The sequence below is a fragment of the Streptomyces sp. NPDC045026 genome, assembly GCF_056432625.1.
The window spans coordinates 257,287-272,879 of record NZ_JBWKIS010000011.1; the positions used below are offsets into that span (position 1 = coordinate 257,287).

Annotated in this window: 10 protein-coding genes and 1 pseudogene; 7 read left to right on the top strand and 4 right to left on the bottom strand. The window is 69.7% G+C overall.

The features are described from left to right. Positions 1-86 precede the first annotated feature (86 nt). Complete coding sequence (locus tag AC07EJ_RS24530) at positions 87-608, bottom strand: DUF2617 family protein (protein WP_389479228.1); 522 nt, start codon at positions 606-608, stop codon at positions 87-89. Positions 609-1,476: 868 nt separating this feature from the next. Between AC07EJ_RS24530 and AC07EJ_RS24535 the strand changes: the two are divergent. Continuing rightward, positions 1,477-1,794, top strand: a pseudogene (locus AC07EJ_RS24535) (YdcF family protein); the annotation flags it as partial. A gap of 41 nt (positions 1,795-1,835) precedes the next feature. On the opposite strand, the gene AC07EJ_RS24540 reads toward AC07EJ_RS24535, so the two are convergent. The 3 genes from AC07EJ_RS24540 to AC07EJ_RS24550 form a co-directional block, all read right to left on the bottom strand. Next, a complete protein-coding gene (locus tag AC07EJ_RS24540; protein WP_478884928.1) occupies positions 1,836-3,026 on the bottom strand; it encodes an HTTM domain-containing protein in 1,191 nt (396 codons plus the stop codon). Continuing rightward, complete coding sequence (locus AC07EJ_RS24545; RefSeq protein ID WP_478884929.1) at positions 3,016-3,753, bottom strand: DUF5819 family protein; 738 nt, start codon at positions 3,751-3,753, stop codon at positions 3,016-3,018. The genes AC07EJ_RS24540 and AC07EJ_RS24545 overlap by 11 nt, the downstream gene beginning before the upstream one ends. Before the next feature lie 114 nt (positions 3,754-3,867). Beyond that, positions 3,868-5,163 (bottom strand): ice-binding family protein, encoded by a 1,296-nt coding sequence (locus tag AC07EJ_RS24550; RefSeq protein ID WP_478884930.1) that lies wholly within the window; start codon positions 5,161-5,163, stop codon positions 3,868-3,870. A 457-nt stretch (positions 5,164-5,620) separates the two neighbouring features. On the opposite strand from AC07EJ_RS24550, the gene AC07EJ_RS24555 reads away from it, so the two are divergent. The 6 genes from AC07EJ_RS24555 (at position 5,621) to fxsT (ending at position 15,526) form a co-directional block, all read left to right on the top strand. Then, positions 5,621-6,808, top strand: coding sequence for a pyridoxal phosphate-dependent aminotransferase (locus AC07EJ_RS24555; RefSeq protein ID WP_478884931.1), 1,188 nt, complete (start codon positions 5,621-5,623; stop codon positions 6,806-6,808). Positions 6,809-7,019: 211 nt separating this feature from the next. Beyond that, a complete protein-coding gene (locus AC07EJ_RS24560) occupies positions 7,020-7,742 on the top strand; it encodes a restriction endonuclease (RefSeq protein ID WP_389479218.1) in 723 nt (240 codons plus the stop codon). Between the two features lie 23 nt (positions 7,743-7,765). Next, on the top strand, positions 7,766-7,981 hold the full coding sequence (locus AC07EJ_RS24565; RefSeq protein WP_389479216.1) for a hypothetical protein: 216 nt from the start codon (positions 7,766-7,768) through the stop codon (positions 7,979-7,981). Between the two features lie 543 nt (positions 7,982-8,524). After that, positions 8,525-10,027: a VMAP-C domain-containing protein gene (locus tag AC07EJ_RS24570; RefSeq protein WP_478884932.1), complete on the top strand. Its 1,503-nt coding sequence runs from the start codon at positions 8,525-8,527 to the stop codon at positions 10,025-10,027. Between the two features lie 94 nt (positions 10,028-10,121). Then, complete coding sequence (locus AC07EJ_RS24575; protein ID WP_389479212.1) at positions 10,122-11,237, top strand: AAA family ATPase; 1,116 nt, start codon at positions 10,122-10,124, stop codon at positions 11,235-11,237. Beyond that, a complete protein-coding gene (fxsT, locus tag AC07EJ_RS24580; protein WP_389479210.1) occupies positions 11,234-15,526 on the top strand; it encodes an FxSxx-COOH system tetratricopeptide repeat protein in 4,293 nt (1,430 codons plus the stop codon). Before AC07EJ_RS24575 ends, fxsT begins: the two co-directional genes overlap by 4 nt. The last annotated feature ends 67 nt before the right edge of the window (positions 15,527-15,593 follow it).

Sequence of the window (15,593 nt, forward strand, 5' to 3'; positions counted from 1 at the left end):
GGAACGCTACGTCACCGCGCAACTCCGTCCAGTCACCCACACGTGTGTAAGTGGGCCGGTGCGCGCATGGATTGCGGGCCACGGCGTCACAGCATCGCGGCGGGGATCCGCACTCCCACCCGGGTCCGGGTGACGACGAGTTGACCCTCCTGCGGATAGGCGTGCCAGGTGCGCCAGCGCACCTGGCCCTCCTGCCGGTGGGCGAGCAGTGCGGTGAAGGCGTGCGGGCTGCCGGGGAACACCCCGACGAGGCCGTTGGGATGGTCGGACACCAGCGCGATGAGTTCCTGCGCGCGGCCCGCGAACGAGCCCTCGGAGAGGGTCTCGACGTGTGCCGCGAATTCGTACTCCCAGTCGCCGACGCGCTTGGCGACGCCGAGCGGCAGCGGGGTGCTGCTGCCCGGAATACAGGCGACGGTCTCGGAGCAGCTGCCCTGCTCCTCCGCCAGGAGTACCTGGTGCGAGGCGCCGAGGAGCCTCAACTGGAGCTGGGCACCCGCAAGTTCGATGTCGAGCGTGGCGAGCGCGGGCAACGGCTCACGGCCGAGGGCCCAGGCCAGGTCGTCCGCGCGCGTGTCGGTGTAGGCGGTGTTCAGGGTCGTGAGCATGGGTCGGCTCCGCTAACACGCAAAAGGAGGTGAGGCCGGCGCTGAAGGGGAGGGCCGGCACGTGCCCACGAGAACGTACGAGGGCCGCTTTGACGGTTACGAGGGAATCATGAACAGTGGGGCCACCACAGCCTTTTTACCCAACTTCGCCGGGTTTCCATCCCCTTCGGGGACCCCACAGCTCAACTGTTCAACTTCTCCGAGCAACTTGCGTCCCGTTCCCGCACAACGGACCATTCCAGGCGCATATGGCGCCCCGCGGCCCATCCGCCGCCCGCGCATACGTACGGCCCACGCGGACCGGCTGCCCCGTGTCAGCCGCCTCCCTGTGGGCCGTACGTGTCCTGGTGACGCGGTCAGCTTCCGCCGCCGCACCCGCCCCCGCCACCGCAGGAGGACCCGCCGCCGCAGGAGGACCCGCCGCCGCAGGAGCTGCCGCCCCCGCACGAGGATCCCCCGCCGCAGGAGTGCCCGTGGTGTCCGCCGGAGCTGCCCGACGAGCAGGAGGCCCCGCCCACCACACCGCCGGCGCCACCGCTGGCCCACCAGCTGCTGCTGGACCTGCCCGACCGGCGGCTGCCCGACCGGCCCTTGCTCAGTGACGTCTTCCCGCTCCGCGCCTTGCCCGAGCCGCCCGCGGACGACACAGCCACGACGATGCCCACGACCACAAGTCCAAAGATGATGGCTCCGACGATCACGGCCCTCACCCGCCTCTCATTCCCCCGAGAACGCCCCCGTCGGGCGTGATTCGGGCATTCCCGGGCCTGCATCCGGTCAAAGCAGAGTTGAGGAACTCCAGAGGTTTCCAATTACGCGAAAGCCCCTGGCCTGCACCGGAAGCAGAACCAGGGGCGATCGGCGGTCGATCGGGCCGACACAGGCCTGGATCGACGCTCGGCGCCTGTGGGACTACCAACAGACGGGCCACACCCTGCGACCTTGCTCGGTCGCCATCGGCTTGGGCAGTCACGACTTGGGTGTGGCCGATGCGGCAGTAGATCTGTACGAGCGCCGCATGGCTCCACTGCTTGTGTTCACGGGGGCCACAAGCCCCACGACGAGGGATCGCATGCCGCAGGGTGAAGCGTTCCACTATCGCGAGCGGGCACCGGAACTCGGTGTCCCCAGCTCGGCAATCCTCGTGATCAGCAAGCCGTACGAGGAGAGGCGCGCGTACGCGACTGTCGCAGGGCCCTTCGGAGACTGTCCAGCTCGATTTCTGACTCAGCTGCCTTCTGGGGGGACTTGGGGGGACGCGGGCCCGGCGGCCAGCGTGGCGTCTTTCCGGTCCGCCGGGGGTACAGCTCGATGCTTCGAGCCGAGTGTGGCGGGTCCGCCCTGCGTGGGGACCGTTCCGGATCCCGCAGCTCGTTCGGGTACCGACCGCCGGCTGTTCCTCCGCTGCGCGGCGCGCCGCCAGAGGTGAGGCAGCAGGGTGTAGAAGCGGTCGGGAAGGAATACGGCGTCCGCGACGATCATCGCGCCGGAGAAGAGGGGCAGCCCCATGAGCACCGCGATGCCGATGTGCATGCCCAGCAGCATGACGAGAACGGGGTACTTGAGCCTGCCGAAGAGCACGAACGGGAAGGCCACCTGCAGGAGCACAGCCATATAGCCCGCGATCGCGATCAGAAGCGTGTGTTCGTCCACGAAGTGGGAGAGCGCGGGCCAGGGCCGGAAGAGTTCGAGGTTCAGGACGTAGTGGAGAGCGGTGCCGCCGCCCCAGGAAGGGCCCTGGACCTTGTACAGGCCGGCTGATCCATAGAGAAGGCAAACCTGCGCCGCGATGACGAGCATGCCGCAGTTGTGCACCACGGTGATCAAGGTGGTGCGGGATTCGCGGAGTTGCCGCGCGAGGCGGCTCCCTGCTGGTTCCGGCGCGCTGTCCGCACGAGGCGCCTTCAGTCGGGCTCTGCGCGCGTCCAGGGACCAGCGCCGACCGCACGCGGTGAGGACGAGGTAGATGGCCATCAGCAGGACCAGATTGTCGCCCCCGTCCGTCATGAAGATCGCGCGGGCATGGAACGAGCACACCACGACGGCGAAGAGGACGGACATGACCCGGGTTCGCCAGCCCAACAGGAACAGCGCGGACGTGACAAGGGCGAGCACGTAGCAGAACTCGAAGTAGGCGCGACCGTCGGACAGGGTCAGGATGCTCCTCCACCCCGTCTGCTCGAAGAGCTCGCGTGCCAAGGCGGGCGTCCACGGTGAGTCCGGGCCCCAGATCTCGGCACGGTGCGGGAACTCACGCAGCAGAAAGATCAGGTAGAGCAGCCCATAGCCGATACGCAGCACCGACGCGGCGTACAGGGACACCGGCCGGCCGGTCAGGAGGTGCCACGCGGTGGTGATCCGGTCGGCGAGCCACCGCTCGGCGCCGAAGGGCGCGGCCTTGTGCGTCTCACTTTGCATGGTGGGTCACCTTCCACCAGGGCAGCAGCCGGTTCTCGACCGGCTTGGGCGGGCGATCGCCGACCGCGGCGCCGGGTGCGGCGATCGGCAGTGTGACGACGCGGAGCTGAATGAAGTCGAAGGTGCCGCCTCTGCGGTCGGCGACGCGGTCCGCAGCGATGTTGCTCAGGTACTTCTGCATCATCAGTGCGCGTTCCGTGCGCGCCTTGTCGTCGCCTCCGTGCGAGTCGACGTAGCCGGCCCAGGCACGGCGCAACATGTTCTGCGCCGTGTGGCTCGGGAACGCTTGATGCTCGACTGCGGAGCTGTCCACAGCGGTCAGGTCGAACCAGGGGCTCACCTGGACCGGTCCGTCGCGTTCGGTGTGTGCGGTTCTCACCAGAATCTGCCGGTTGACGGATTCGGGGTCCGGGGCGAAAAGCCGCCAATTCTGTTCGAAGAAGGGGAACACCCATGCATTGATCTGCGGGCTGTATCGCTTGGACAGGGTGTTCGCCGGTGCTACATGAAGGAACACCAGAACCACGTGGACGACACTCGCCGCCAGGCACAGGACGACGGCAGTGCGCAGCCCGGCCCTCAGCACAAGGGCACTTTTCGAGAAAGTGGGCGCCACGGCCGTGGCGTCAGGACACTCCCGCGTGACCGGACCTGATTCGGCGTGCTGAACTTCCTTCACATCCGCTGAGTCAATTCTGTTCGACACCGCGCACCCCGTCTTCCTCATTTCAGCTGCTCGCTCCGCGTTCCGCGCCTACTGCCACCGACGGCGCGCGGCGGATTCGATGAGAATCCCGCCACGCGCCGTGATCTGGTGAGCGGGCTGAGCGCAGTGCGCTGCCTAGCCCTCGTAGCCCTTGGGCACGTCGTCGTAGCCGTAATTCTCGTCAGGCTGCTTGCCGTGGTCCGGCTTGCCGTGGTGGGCGTACTGCTCGTCGTCGACCTTGCCGCCGTGGTCCGGCTTTCCGTAACCACCCTGGTCCGGCTTTCCGTAACCACCCTGGTCCGGCTTTCCGTAACCACCGTGATCCGGCTTTCCGTAACCACCCTGGTCCGGCTTTCCGTAACCACCGTGATCCGGCTTTCCGTGACCACCCTGGTCCGGCTTTCCGTGACCACCGTGATCCGGCTTTCCGTGACCACCGTGGTCCGGCCTGCCCGGCGCATGGCCGTGCCCGCCGCCGGGGCCGCCGGTGGTGTTTCCGGCCGTGTTGCCCTCAGTGTTCCCGCCGGTGGTGTTTCCGGCCGTGTTGCCCTCAGTGTTACCGGCCGTGTTGCCCGCGATGTTGCCCGAGGTGCCGCCGGACGTGACCAGGGGTCCGCCCAGGAGTCCGCCGGTGGTGATGCCACCACTGACTAGGCCGCCACCGAGGAGCCCCCCACCGGTGGTCGTGCCCGTGGTGGTTCCGGTCGTCGTGCCCGTGGTGGTTCCGGTCGTCGTGCCGGTGGTGGTTCCGGTCGTCGTTCCACCAGTGGTGGAAGCCGCGCACCCGCCGAGGAAGATCTTGTTGTTGTTGAGGGTCACAGAACCTACCTGGGCCAGCAGCCGGCCCTCGACGTTCGTTCCCTGGTTCGCGGTGATCGAGTTCCCGGCCATGAGGGTGCCCACGAAGCTGGTGGTGACGCCGAGCGACGCATCTTGGCCGATCTGCCAGAACACGTTGCACGCCGAAGCGCCGTTGGTGAGGAGAATGCGGCTGGAGGTCGCGGTCGTCAGGGATTCCGGAATCTGGAATACCCAGACCGCGTCGGAGCTGCCCTGGCCGTCCAGGATCAGGTCACCGGTGATGCCGACACCGGCGGTGGCGTGGTAGACGCCGGGAAGCAGCGCCGGGCCTCCGCCGATTCCCGCCGCAAGCGGGAAGTTCTGCGCCTGACCGGCGGCGTTGTTGTACGCCACGAGCAGGTCGGACTTGGCCTGGAGGGCGTTGGCGTCCGCAGCGTGCACGGCACCTCCCACCTGTCCGGGCGGGAATCCGGTGATGGCCGGATTCGGGTGTGTCCCGAGGTCATGGCCGAGCACCGAGTTGCCAGTGTTGGTAACTCCCTGACCCGCCAGAACGGAGTAGCTGGCGGTTGTGCCCAGAGGCACGGGCAAGGCGATCGCCGACGCCGCAGTCGGCGTCAGGAAAACCATCGCAGCGGAAACTGTCACGGCGAGGGCCGAGGCCAGCAAGCCGGACAAAGTACGACGATGATCTGCTTGGGGAATCTTCAGTTTCATCGAGGCCATTCCTGTGGGGGCCGTGGCGTACCGGGCCCTACCGATCGCCCGGGAAGCCTTAGTTTTGCTGCCGCCGCATATTACGCAGAAATAGTCCTGCGCCGACTCAAACGAGAGGGGGGGAAGATGCAGATCATTCGACCGGCGCACAGTATTACGGAAATATTCCTATTCGCATTTCCGGCCCATCACCACTCCCTCGAATGGAGTGGTTGAAGACCCATGTCGATCAGCGCAATGCCATCGGGGATCTCGGACAACGACAGGCGACGACACCCCACCCCTTGGTCATAGAGGGGGTGCGTGGGGTACCGGCCCACGTGCCCAATCCCCGAACGCAAGTTGAGGAACTCCGGAGGTTCGGCGCAGGATGGCGGCCATGACATCCAGCGCGCGCCCCCTGCTCAACCGCCGTCTCGCCGAGTTCGGGACCACGATCTTCGCGGAGATGTCCGCGCTGGCCACGACGACCGGCTCGATCAACCTCGGCCAGGGCTTCCCCGACACGGACGGCCCCGAGGAGATCCGCGAGGCGGCCGTACGGGCGCTGCGCGACGGCCGCGGCAACCAGTACCCGCCGGGCCCCGGCGTCCCCGAACTGCGCACCGCGATCGCCGCCCACCAGGAGCGCCGCTACGGCCTGGCCTTCGACCCGGACCGCGAGGTCCTCGTCACGGCCGGCGCCACCGAGGCCATCGCCGCCTCGCTGCTGGCCCTGGTGGAACCCGGCGACGAGGTCATCGCGCTGGAGCCGTACTACGACTCGTACGCGGCCAGCATCGCGCTGGCGGGCGGCACCCGGGTCCCCGTCACCCTGCGCCCCGACGCCGGCGCCTTCCGCCTCGACCTGGACGAGCTGCGCGCCGCGGTCACCGACCGCACCCGCCTCCTGCTGATCAACACCCCGCACAACCCGACCGGCACCGTCCTCACCCGCGAGGAACTCACCGCGATCGCGGCCCTCGCCGTCGAACGCGACCTCCTGGTGATCACGGACGAGGTGTACGAGCACCTGACGTTCGGCGACGCCGCGCACATCCCGCTCGCCACGCTCCCCGGCATGCGCGAGCGCACGGTGACGATCGGGTCCGCCGGCAAGACTTTCTCGTTCACGGGCTGGAAGGTCGGCTGGGTGACCGCGTCCCCCGAGCTGGTCACCGCGGTCCGCTCGGCCAAGCAGTTCCTCACCTATGTCGCGTCCGGCCCCTTCCAGTACGCGATCGCCGAGGCGCTCGCGCTGCCCGACTCGTACTACGACGCCTTCCGCGCCGACATGAGCGCCAAGCGCGACCTCCTCGCGGACGGCCTCGCGGCGGCCGGTTTCGGGGTGTTCCGGCCCGCGGGCACGTACTTCGTCACCACCGACATCCGCCCGCTCGGCGAGAGCGACGGCTTCGCGTTCTGCCGCGCACTGCCCGAACGCGCGGGCGTCGTCGCCATCCCGAACGCGGTCTTCTACGACCACCGCGACGCGGGCGCCCCCTTCGTACGCTTCGCGTTCTGCAAGCAGATCCCGGTACTCGAAGAGGCGGTCGCCCGCCTCAAGAAGCTGGCCTGAGGCCCGCTTCGCATCCAATCGGCTGAAAGCTGATCGGTTCCGCCGCCGAACATGCAGGTGACTGTCCGGCAGGTGGGCCGATCAGTGGTTCCCGCTGACCGAAACCCTATCGCCGCAAGTAATCGCCTCCTTACGCCGCGTCAGCATCCCGTGCTGTCATATGACTTGCGCACGGAACGCCGAGGCATCCGGCCAAAGGGGGATTTCCATCATGAGGCCGCGTCGCACCTCCCGCCGTCGTCCCGCCCGACGCCGTCCCGCACGCCGATCCAGGAAGCAGGGCCAGCAACAGGACCAGCACATCGCCCTGTTGGTGGCTGCTGTCGTGGCCGCCGTCGTGGCGGTCAGCCTGGCGGTCGCCGCTGTGCGGTGGCTGCTCGTCCACTGGTGGGTGCTCGCCCTCGCGGGTGTGATCGCTGCCGTTGTGGCCGGTTGGTGGTTTCAGCAGGTGAGGCAGCGGGCGGAGTGGGCGCGCGTACGGGCTCGGGCTCTGCGACTGCGTATCGCCGAGATCGACGCTCTGGATCACCGCGCATTCGAGTTCGCCGTACGGGACTTGATGCGCCGGGACGGTTGCACGGCCGAGCAGCTCGGTGGCGCCGGCGACAACGCCTGCGATGTACGCGCCGTCGATCCCGCCGGCCGCGTCTGGGCGATCCAGTGCAAGCACCGGCGTGACGGAGACCGTGGTTCTGCCGTCGGTGTAGGGGTGCTGCAACAGGTCAACGGCACCGCCCGGCAGATCCACGGGGCGGACATCGCGGTCGTGCTCACCAACGGACGCTTCTCCTCCAAGGCCGTCCCCTGGGGCAGGCAGCACCGCATCCACCTCGTCGACCGCAACACACTCGGCGAGTGGGCCGCAGGCTCACGCCCTCTGTGGGACCTGCTCGACCGCATCCCGCCACCGCGTCGCTCGACCGCGCTGTCCTGACCAGAGGGGAGTTGATCGATCCAATGATCCTGACACTCAACGTGGCGGTCCTGCTGGCCGTGATCATCTACCTGCGCATCCGTCGTACTGTGCAGGCCCGCAGCAGATCCGACCAATGGCTCACCGTGACCATCGTGCTGGTCTTCGGCGTGCTGATCGCACCGACCGCCTTCGGACGCCAACTCCTCGACATCCTGGGCAATCTCGCGAAGGGCATCTCAGACGCCGGCAGCCCGTGACATCCCGGGCCGCACGCCAGCCGGCCAGCGCGCGGCTCAGCAGGCCTCCCGGCATGTCGAGGTCGCGGACGCCGCCTCCGCGAAGCGGCCGCTCACCGCCGCGGCCTCGCCGTCACCCGAGGGCGAGTCCGGGCGAGGACTGCTCCTGGTGGACGTCCTGCCCGTGCGCTGGGGGTCAGCGCCTCGGTGGCCGGTGGGCAAGACCGTATGGGCCGAGGTGTCGGTCGAAGCACCAACAGGCCTTCTCTGCTGACCAACAGGTCTGGCCGACCAGATCTCCGCGGCCTGCCAAGCCTGAGGACACACCGTCCTGAGGCCGGTCGGGTCCCCGCTTCCCGGGCGGTGACGCGATGCGCGCGTGATCCAAATGGGACGGTTGTGACCGTACCCACGCGCGGCTCTTCGGCATACCCTTGCTGGCTCGGGCAGCGACAGTACGACCGCTGCCACGGGGCGCGTGAGGGGGACACGTGGAAGTGGCTCGACCAACTGCGGACATACATCCGGCGGGTGCCACCCGATGGCAGCACCGCCGCGACGGCCATGCCTGAGCGCCCGTCCCCGTACCCGGTCCTTCCCGCGAGCGAAGAGCAGCTCGTGGAGGCGCTGATGCGGGTGTCCGTCATGGAGGACCGGCGCAGCCGCAGCATGTGCGTGGACCGGGCGCTCCACCGGCTCGGACAGCGCCTGTCCGTAGGCGAGTTCGGCGACAAGAAGCCGCACATCGTCGAAATGGTGCGGGTGTTCGGCACTGTGCCCCAGGGATGGCTGCGGCTGGTGGAGGCCGTCCGATACCTGGCGGACGACGATCTGGCCTCGCTGCAGGCGTCCGCCCTCGTGGAGTCGCCGCTGCCGCCGGCCGGCGACCCCTCGCAGCGGGCCGCGCTCGACCCGCTGCTGAGCGGGCTCGACCGGGACACCGTCCCGGATCTCGCCGAGCTGTTCCACCACGTGGCGGGGGACGGCTTCGGACCGCTGCCGAGGACGACCCGCACAGCACGCGAGGCGTACGAGCTCCTGGAGCAGTGCAACGTTCCCCCGGACGGGATACCGAGGAGCGTGCGCTTCCTGCACGAACTGGCGTATCTGATGGGCCCGGAGCGCGGCGACCCGCTCAGGGTCTGGCTCAGCCGCCACGTCCGCTCCCTCGCCGACGCGGGACCCGAGGGGCAGCGCATGCTCGCCGCCGTCCGCACGACCACCGGGAGCTGGCGAAGAGACTACGGACGGGAAGCCTTCCTGGTGATCCGGCTCCAGCCGTTGACCGAGTCACCCGACCGTGTCGCACTCACCTGCTGGACGAACACCGGCAACGCCTGGGAGCCGCGTCAGCGGGACGACCGGGAGCTGCGCCTGACGGAGGTGCCCGACTGGGTCGCCACCCTCGTCGACCGGGAGGAAGAGCGGCTGCGCCACCACGACGGCGGCATCGTCGTGGAGTTCATCCTCTCCCTCGCGATGGCGAACACTCCGGTGGAGGACTGGACCCGGCCGACCCCCTTCGGGTCGCGGCAGCCCGGCCTCGGCCGGTCGGCCCCGTACCGCCCTCCGCTGGGCATGGACTACAAGGTCGTCGTACGCAGTCTGGAGCGGATGGAAGCGCGCCAGGTCCACCGGGTGTGGAACGCGCGCTGGGAGGTACTGAGGAGCGGGGGCGCGGGGCGCGTACACCGGTGCGAAACCGGCGCCGGATCCCAACAGCAGGCGCTCTACGCCAAGTTGAAGCACAATCAGGCCATTGTGCTGATGACTCTGGGGTCGTCCCCGGACGAGGAACACGGGCTCAGCGAGCTGACGCTCGGCCTCCAGGCGGGCCTGCCCGTGCTGCTCTGGGCTCACCAGGGACCCCTCGGCGACAGCGAGCACGCGGAACTCCACAGGGTCGCCGAAACGGGTGCCTGGGACGACTTGTTGGAGACGGTCACGCGCTTGCGCTTCTCTCCCGGAACACGCGACGATGGGCGCGAGGGTTCCATCGACTCTCGTATCGCTGTGCTGTGGGACGATCCGAGCCGCCTTCCCGAAGTACCGGAATCAGCGGGTTGAAGAGGTGCGGTCCAACCAGGTGTTCGGGCCGGGGCGGTTGGGAAGTACGGACGTGCACCGACCGGGCACGAACCAGGGTGAGGGGGAACGGTCGATGGCCGACAGGGATCCGCACGTTCCGGCACAGGCCGACGGCGCCGCGGCCGATCCCGGCGCATGGCGCATCTACCGAGGCACGGCGAGGCCCCGCGGCAAAGAGCCCGTGTCCCGCCGGTTACCCCCGCCCCCACCCTGGCGCCGCTTCACCGGCGCACCCCTGATCGCCGGTCCACCGCCCGGCGACGAGGACGAGTTCACCCGCCGCCTCGGCCCGCCGGACGGACCCGTCGTGCGAACCGCGTCGGAGCAGGAACTCGACCTGGTCAACGCCGCGCTCTTCCTGCGCAGGCCACTGATCGTCGCGGGCCCTCCCGGCATCGGGAAGTCGAGCCTCGCCCACTGCATCAGCCGTGAACTCTCCCTCGGCCGCGTCCTTCGCTGGTCGATCACCAGCCGCAGCACCCTCAAAGAGGGCCTCTACGCCTACGACGCCATCGGCAGAGTGCAGGAAGCGGCCACCCGCGGCGCCCTGCGCGGCTCCGAACCCGGCGCCGCCGGCGATCCGGGACCCGACCCGGACGGCCTGAACAACCTCGGGGACTACGTCCAACTGGGCCCGCTGGGAACGGCGTTGCTGCCTCGCGAGACCCCGCGCGTCCTGCTCATCGACGAGTTCGACAAGTCCGACATGGACCTCGCGGGCGATCTGCTGAGCGTCTTCGAAGAGGGCGAGTTCCGCATCCCCGAGCTGGCCCGCGTGCGCTCCAGGCTCCCCGCCGCAGAGGTCCACACGGACGACCCGGACGGCACGGCGGTCATCCACCACGGATGGGTGCGCTGCGCCGCGTTCCCCGTCGTCGTGATCACGAGCAACGGCGAGCGCACCCTGCCGCCCGCCCTGCTGCGCCGCTGCCTCTATCTCGACCTCCCCGCGCCCGACGCGGGCCAGCTCGCCGCCATGCTGGCGGCGCAGCTCTCGCAGGCCGACGAGGGGCGCACGGCGATGATCCGTGACTTCCTCAACCACGCGCGGACCGGCGGCTCGCTCGCCGCGGACCAGCTCCTCAACTCGGAGTTCCTGCGCACCACGCCCGCGGGCCCCGACCAGGGGTCCATGAGCACGCTGTTGCACGCGCTGTGGCGACGGCTCGACGAGGTCGGCACTGGATGAACCGGTCGCCCTCCCACGGCGGCGTGGCGGGTGACGGTATCGGGCCGGGTGCCGCATCGCTGGCCGAGGCGTCCCCGCAGCCGCATTGGTACGAGGCGGGTGAGGTCCTGTGGCTCGCCGCGCAGCGCTGGCTGCGGCTGAAGGACGCCCAGCGCGGCAGGCCACGGCCCGGCCGGCCGGTCGAGCTGCCCGAAGCGCCGGAAGCGCCCGAGACCCCAGAAACCGCGGCAGCCCCGGAAAGCGCGGAAGCTGAGCGCCCACGCCCCGAGGACGTGGACGCCCCCGAGCTGCAGCGCACGGAGGAACCCGTAGAGCGGCCCGCGCCCGTGAACGGGCCGCCGGCGCAGGTCCCGGATCCCGGCGGGCACGTGGACTCGCTCCTCATGAGCCTCGGGAACGGCTCCGCCCTCGACCGCTCGCGGGAGATCGAGAAGGCGCTGAAGCCGCTGAAGCGGCGCATCGCCTCCCGGAGCCAGGTCTTCCTCAACGAGGAGGCGACCGCCGAACTGCACGCCGAGACCGGCATGTGGCTGCCCCAGCTGGAGCCGGGCCGGGAACGCTGGCTGACCGTGACGCTCCTGGTGGACTCGGGCGACTCGATGCGGCTGTGGTCGCACACCGCGCAGCGCCTCGCCGAGACCCTGCACTGCTCGGGCGCCTTCCGCGACGTGCGGACCGTGCGCTGGCAGGAGGACGGCGGCGAGCCCGTCAGCGACACCGAGGGCCGGCATCTGGTCCTCGTCCTCACCGATCTGCACGCCGACCACTGGGGCGACGGCAGCGCCCGGCGCCGGCTCGCCCGATGGGCCCGCACGATGCCCGTCGCGATCGTGCACGTGCTGCCGGAGCACGTCTGGGCGAGGGCGGGCACGCAGACCAGCAGCCTGCTGCTGACCAGTCCGCGGCCCGCGTCCCCCAACAGCACCTGGAAGGCCGAGCCCGTGGGCCTGGTCATGCCCACCGCCGAAGCCGACGGAGCCGACGCCGGTGACGGGGTGCGGCTGCCGGTGGTGACGCTGACCCCCGAAGGGCTCGGCGGCCTCGCCCGCTTCCTCGCCCACGACACCACCGGCGGTTACACGGTGCGCGTCCTGGACCGGACGCCCGGGGACGGGAGCGCCGTCGCGCCCAGGCCCGCAGCCGCGCCGCCCGCCGACGTCCAGGTCAAGACCGTGCGGGCCCAGCTCTCCCCCACCGCCTACCACCTGGCCCGCCTCTCCGCGGCCGTCCCGCTCAACCTCGACGTGCTGCGCCTGCTCCAGGAAGGGCTGATCCCCGGCGCGCGGAACTGGCACGTGGCGGAGCTGCTCCTCAGCGGGCTGCTGCAACGTACGCAGGCGGAGCCGGGCGAGAGCGCCGGGCCGGGCGTCGAGCTCGAATTCGGCGAGGGGGTACGGCGGGAGCTGCTCTCCGACGGGACGCGCGGTGAGACGGCCCGCGCGCTGCTGCTCGCCTTGGACCATTTGGCGGTCGCCGTACCGGCGTACGGGGAAGGCGTCGCCCTTCTGCGCGAGCCGCATCGCGCGGGAAGTGTCTCCATGGAAGGTTTGCGGCCATGGATTTCGTCTATTCTGCCCGCTTTCGCGGCCATGGCAGGACCGCACGCCACCGCCGCCAGGGAGCTTGAGGCACGCCTCGACGAACCTCCACCTCCGGTGGCCACACCCTCCGGCAACCCCAGTCAGTTAGCCGGTGGGGCCGAGCCCACCGCCGTCCCGCCGGACACCGGCAACGAAGAAAGGGTCGAAGAAGTGAGCGGCTTGCAGTCCACCCAGGCCGGGTCAAGGGGTGACGCGCTGCAGAAGCCGCCCCCCGTCTGGGGCAACGTCCCTCCCCGAAACCGTGCCTTCACCGGCCGCGTCCAGCTCCTGGAGGACCTGCACCGCAGGCTCCAGGAAGGGACCACGGCGGTGCTGCCCGAGGCGCTCCAGGGCATGGGCGGTGTCGGGAAGTCCCAGCTCGCCGTCGAGTACGTGTACCGGCATCTGCACGAGTACCAGGTCGTGTGGTGGATTCCCGCCGAACAGACGCAGCAGATCCGGCAGGCCCTCGTCAACCTGGCGAGCCGGCTCGGGCTGAGCGTCGGCAGCGGCGAGGCGAACACCGCGGTGCCGGCCGTCATCGAGGCCCTGCGCGTCGGCGAACCGTTCAAGAACTGGCTCCTCATCTTCGACAACGCCGAAGACCCCGAGTCCGTAAGGGAGTTCTTCCCGACCAACGGACCCGGCCGCATCCTCGTCACCTCACGGAACGCGCAGTGGTCGTCCTCGGCGCGGCCCCTGGAGGTCGACGTGTTCACCCGCGAGGAAAGCCGGTCGCTGCTCCAGACGAGAGCGCTGAACCTGGACGACGCGACCGCGGACCGGCTCGCCGAGACCCTGGGCGACCTTCCGCTGGGCATCGAGCAGGCCGCCGTATGGCTGGCCGAGACGGGCATGCCCGCGGACGAGTACCTGCGCATGTTCGAGGAGCAGGCCAACGAGCTGATGCTCAGCGACCCGCCGGTGGACTACCCGCTGTCCGTCGCCGCGGCCTGGAACGTCTCCCTCGACCGGCTGCGCAAGAACCACCCGGCGGCCCTCCAACTCCTCCAGGTATGCGCCTTCTTCGCGCCCGAGCCGATCTCCCGGCGCCTGCTCACCGGCGTCCGCGACGCCCCCGTACCCCCCGAGCTCAACGCGGCACTCAGTGACCCGATCCGGCTCGGCCGCGCCATCCGCGAGATCAACCGGTACGCCCTGGCGCGCATCAACCACAACACCAACACCATCCAGCTGCACCGACTGGTCCAGCGCGTCCTCATCACCCAGATGTCGGAGCCGCTGAAGTCGCAGATGCGCGGCGGCGCCCACCGGCTGCTCGCCAAGTACGACCCCGACGAGCCCACGGCGTCCCACCAGTGGAAGCAGTACGGCGACCTGCTGCCGCACGTCCTCAACAGCAGGGCCGTCGAGTCGAAGGACCCCTGGGTACGCCAGCTCGTCCTGAACGAGATCCAGTACCTGTTCTCCTGGGGCGACCACCAGGGCTCCCTCGACCTGGCCAGGGAGGCGTACACCACCTGGCGCGAGGCCGACGGGGACACCGCGGAGCACGTGCTCAACGCGGCCAAGCTCTACACGAACGCGCTGCGCATCCTGGGCCGCTACTCGGAGGCGTACGAGCTCGACCAGCGCACCCTGGCCGGCATGACCGAGGTGCTCGGCCCCGAGCACGAGTCGACGATCGACATCACCAGCATGCTCGCCTGGGACCTGCGGCTGCGCGGCGACTTCCAGGCCGCGCTCGAACTCGACAAGCAAGCCTACGAAACCTGCGTGCGCCTCTTCGGGCCCAACGACCCGGCCACCCTCGTCACCGCCCACCGGCACGCGCTGAACCTGCGGTGCATCGGACACTTCCGGGCGGCTCTCGAACTCGACCGCATGACACACAGCCGCAAGGCCGAGGAGCTCGGCGAGAACGCGGCGTCGACCTTGGGGACCATGGCGTCGGTGACGTTCGACCTCCAGGAGGGCGGCGAGTACCTGGCGGCCCGCGACCAGGCACGGGACGTCGAGGAGCGCTTCCGCAACACCCTCGGCGACACCCACCCGAACACGATGTCCGCAGCCCGGATCCTGTCGGTGACCGAGCGGCACGCCGGTGAACACGAACTGGCCCTCGACCTCTCCGGCCGGGCCCTCACCATGTTCCGCGCCCGCTACGGCGACCTGTACCCGCAGACGGTCAACGCACTGGTCTCGCACGCACTCGACGTGGCGAACAGCGGCGACCTCGACCAGGCGCTCGCACTCGCGCAGGAGGGGTACGAGGGATTCGAGGCGTTGCTCGGCGCACGGCATCCGCACACCGTTGCGGCGCGCATCAACCACGCGATCTGCCTGCGCCTGGCCGGGCGGACCGAGGAGGCCCGCGCGAGCAACGTGCCCGCGCGGGAGCAGCTGACCGAGCTGCTCGGCGAAGGGCACCCCAACACCCTGGCCTGCACCTCGAATCTCGTCGCCGACCTGTTCGAGCTGGGCGAGATGCAGGCGTCGGTGGAGCTCGCCACGACTTCGCTCGGACAGTGCCGCACCCTCCTCGGCGAGGACCACCCGATCACCCTCGCCACGGCCCTCAACCTCTCGCTCGGGCTGCGGCAGCTGCAGCGGGACGACGAGGCGGAGGCGCTGTACGCCGACACGGCCGAGCGCTACCGGCGCACACTGGGCGAGGACCACCCGGCGACCACCGCGGCCGCGGACGGCAAGCCCGCGAACTGCGACATCGACCCGCTGCTGATGTGACGCCGTCGATGTGACGTCGTGGATGTGACGCCGTTGGTATCGGCATGACCCCGTCCCGGATCTGACC

Excerpts from the sequence above, each read along its gene's own strand:
- AC07EJ_RS24565 (WP_389479216.1), top strand. The coding sequence starts at position 7,766 with ATGATCCTGACACTCAACGTGGCGGTCCTGCTGGCCGTGATCATCTAC.
- AC07EJ_RS24575 (WP_389479212.1), top strand. The coding sequence starts at position 10,122 with ATGGCCGACAGGGATCCGCACGTTCCGGCACAGGCCGACGGCGCCGCG.
- AC07EJ_RS24530 (WP_389479228.1), bottom strand. The coding sequence starts at position 608 with ATGCTCACGACCCTGAACACCGCCTACACCGACACGCGCGCGGACGAC.
- AC07EJ_RS24550 (WP_478884930.1), bottom strand. The coding sequence starts at position 5,163 with ATGGTTTTCCTGACGCCGACTGCGGCGTCGGCGATCGCCTTGCCCGTG.
- AC07EJ_RS24555 (WP_478884931.1), top strand. The coding sequence starts at position 5,621 with ATGGCGGCCATGACATCCAGCGCGCGCCCCCTGCTCAACCGCCGTCTC.
- AC07EJ_RS24570 (WP_478884932.1), top strand. The coding sequence starts at position 8,525 with ATGCCTGAGCGCCCGTCCCCGTACCCGGTCCTTCCCGCGAGCGAAGAG.
- fxsT (WP_389479210.1), top strand. The coding sequence starts at position 11,234 with ATGAACCGGTCGCCCTCCCACGGCGGCGTGGCGGGTGACGGTATCGGG.
- AC07EJ_RS24540 (WP_478884928.1), bottom strand. The coding sequence starts at position 3,026 with ATGCAAAGTGAGACGCACAAGGCCGCGCCCTTCGGCGCCGAGCGGTGG.
- AC07EJ_RS24545 (WP_478884929.1), bottom strand. The coding sequence starts at position 3,753 with ATGAGGAAGACGGGGTGCGCGGTGTCGAACAGAATTGACTCAGCGGAT.
- AC07EJ_RS24560 (WP_389479218.1), top strand. The coding sequence starts at position 7,020 with ATGAGGCCGCGTCGCACCTCCCGCCGTCGTCCCGCCCGACGCCGTCCC.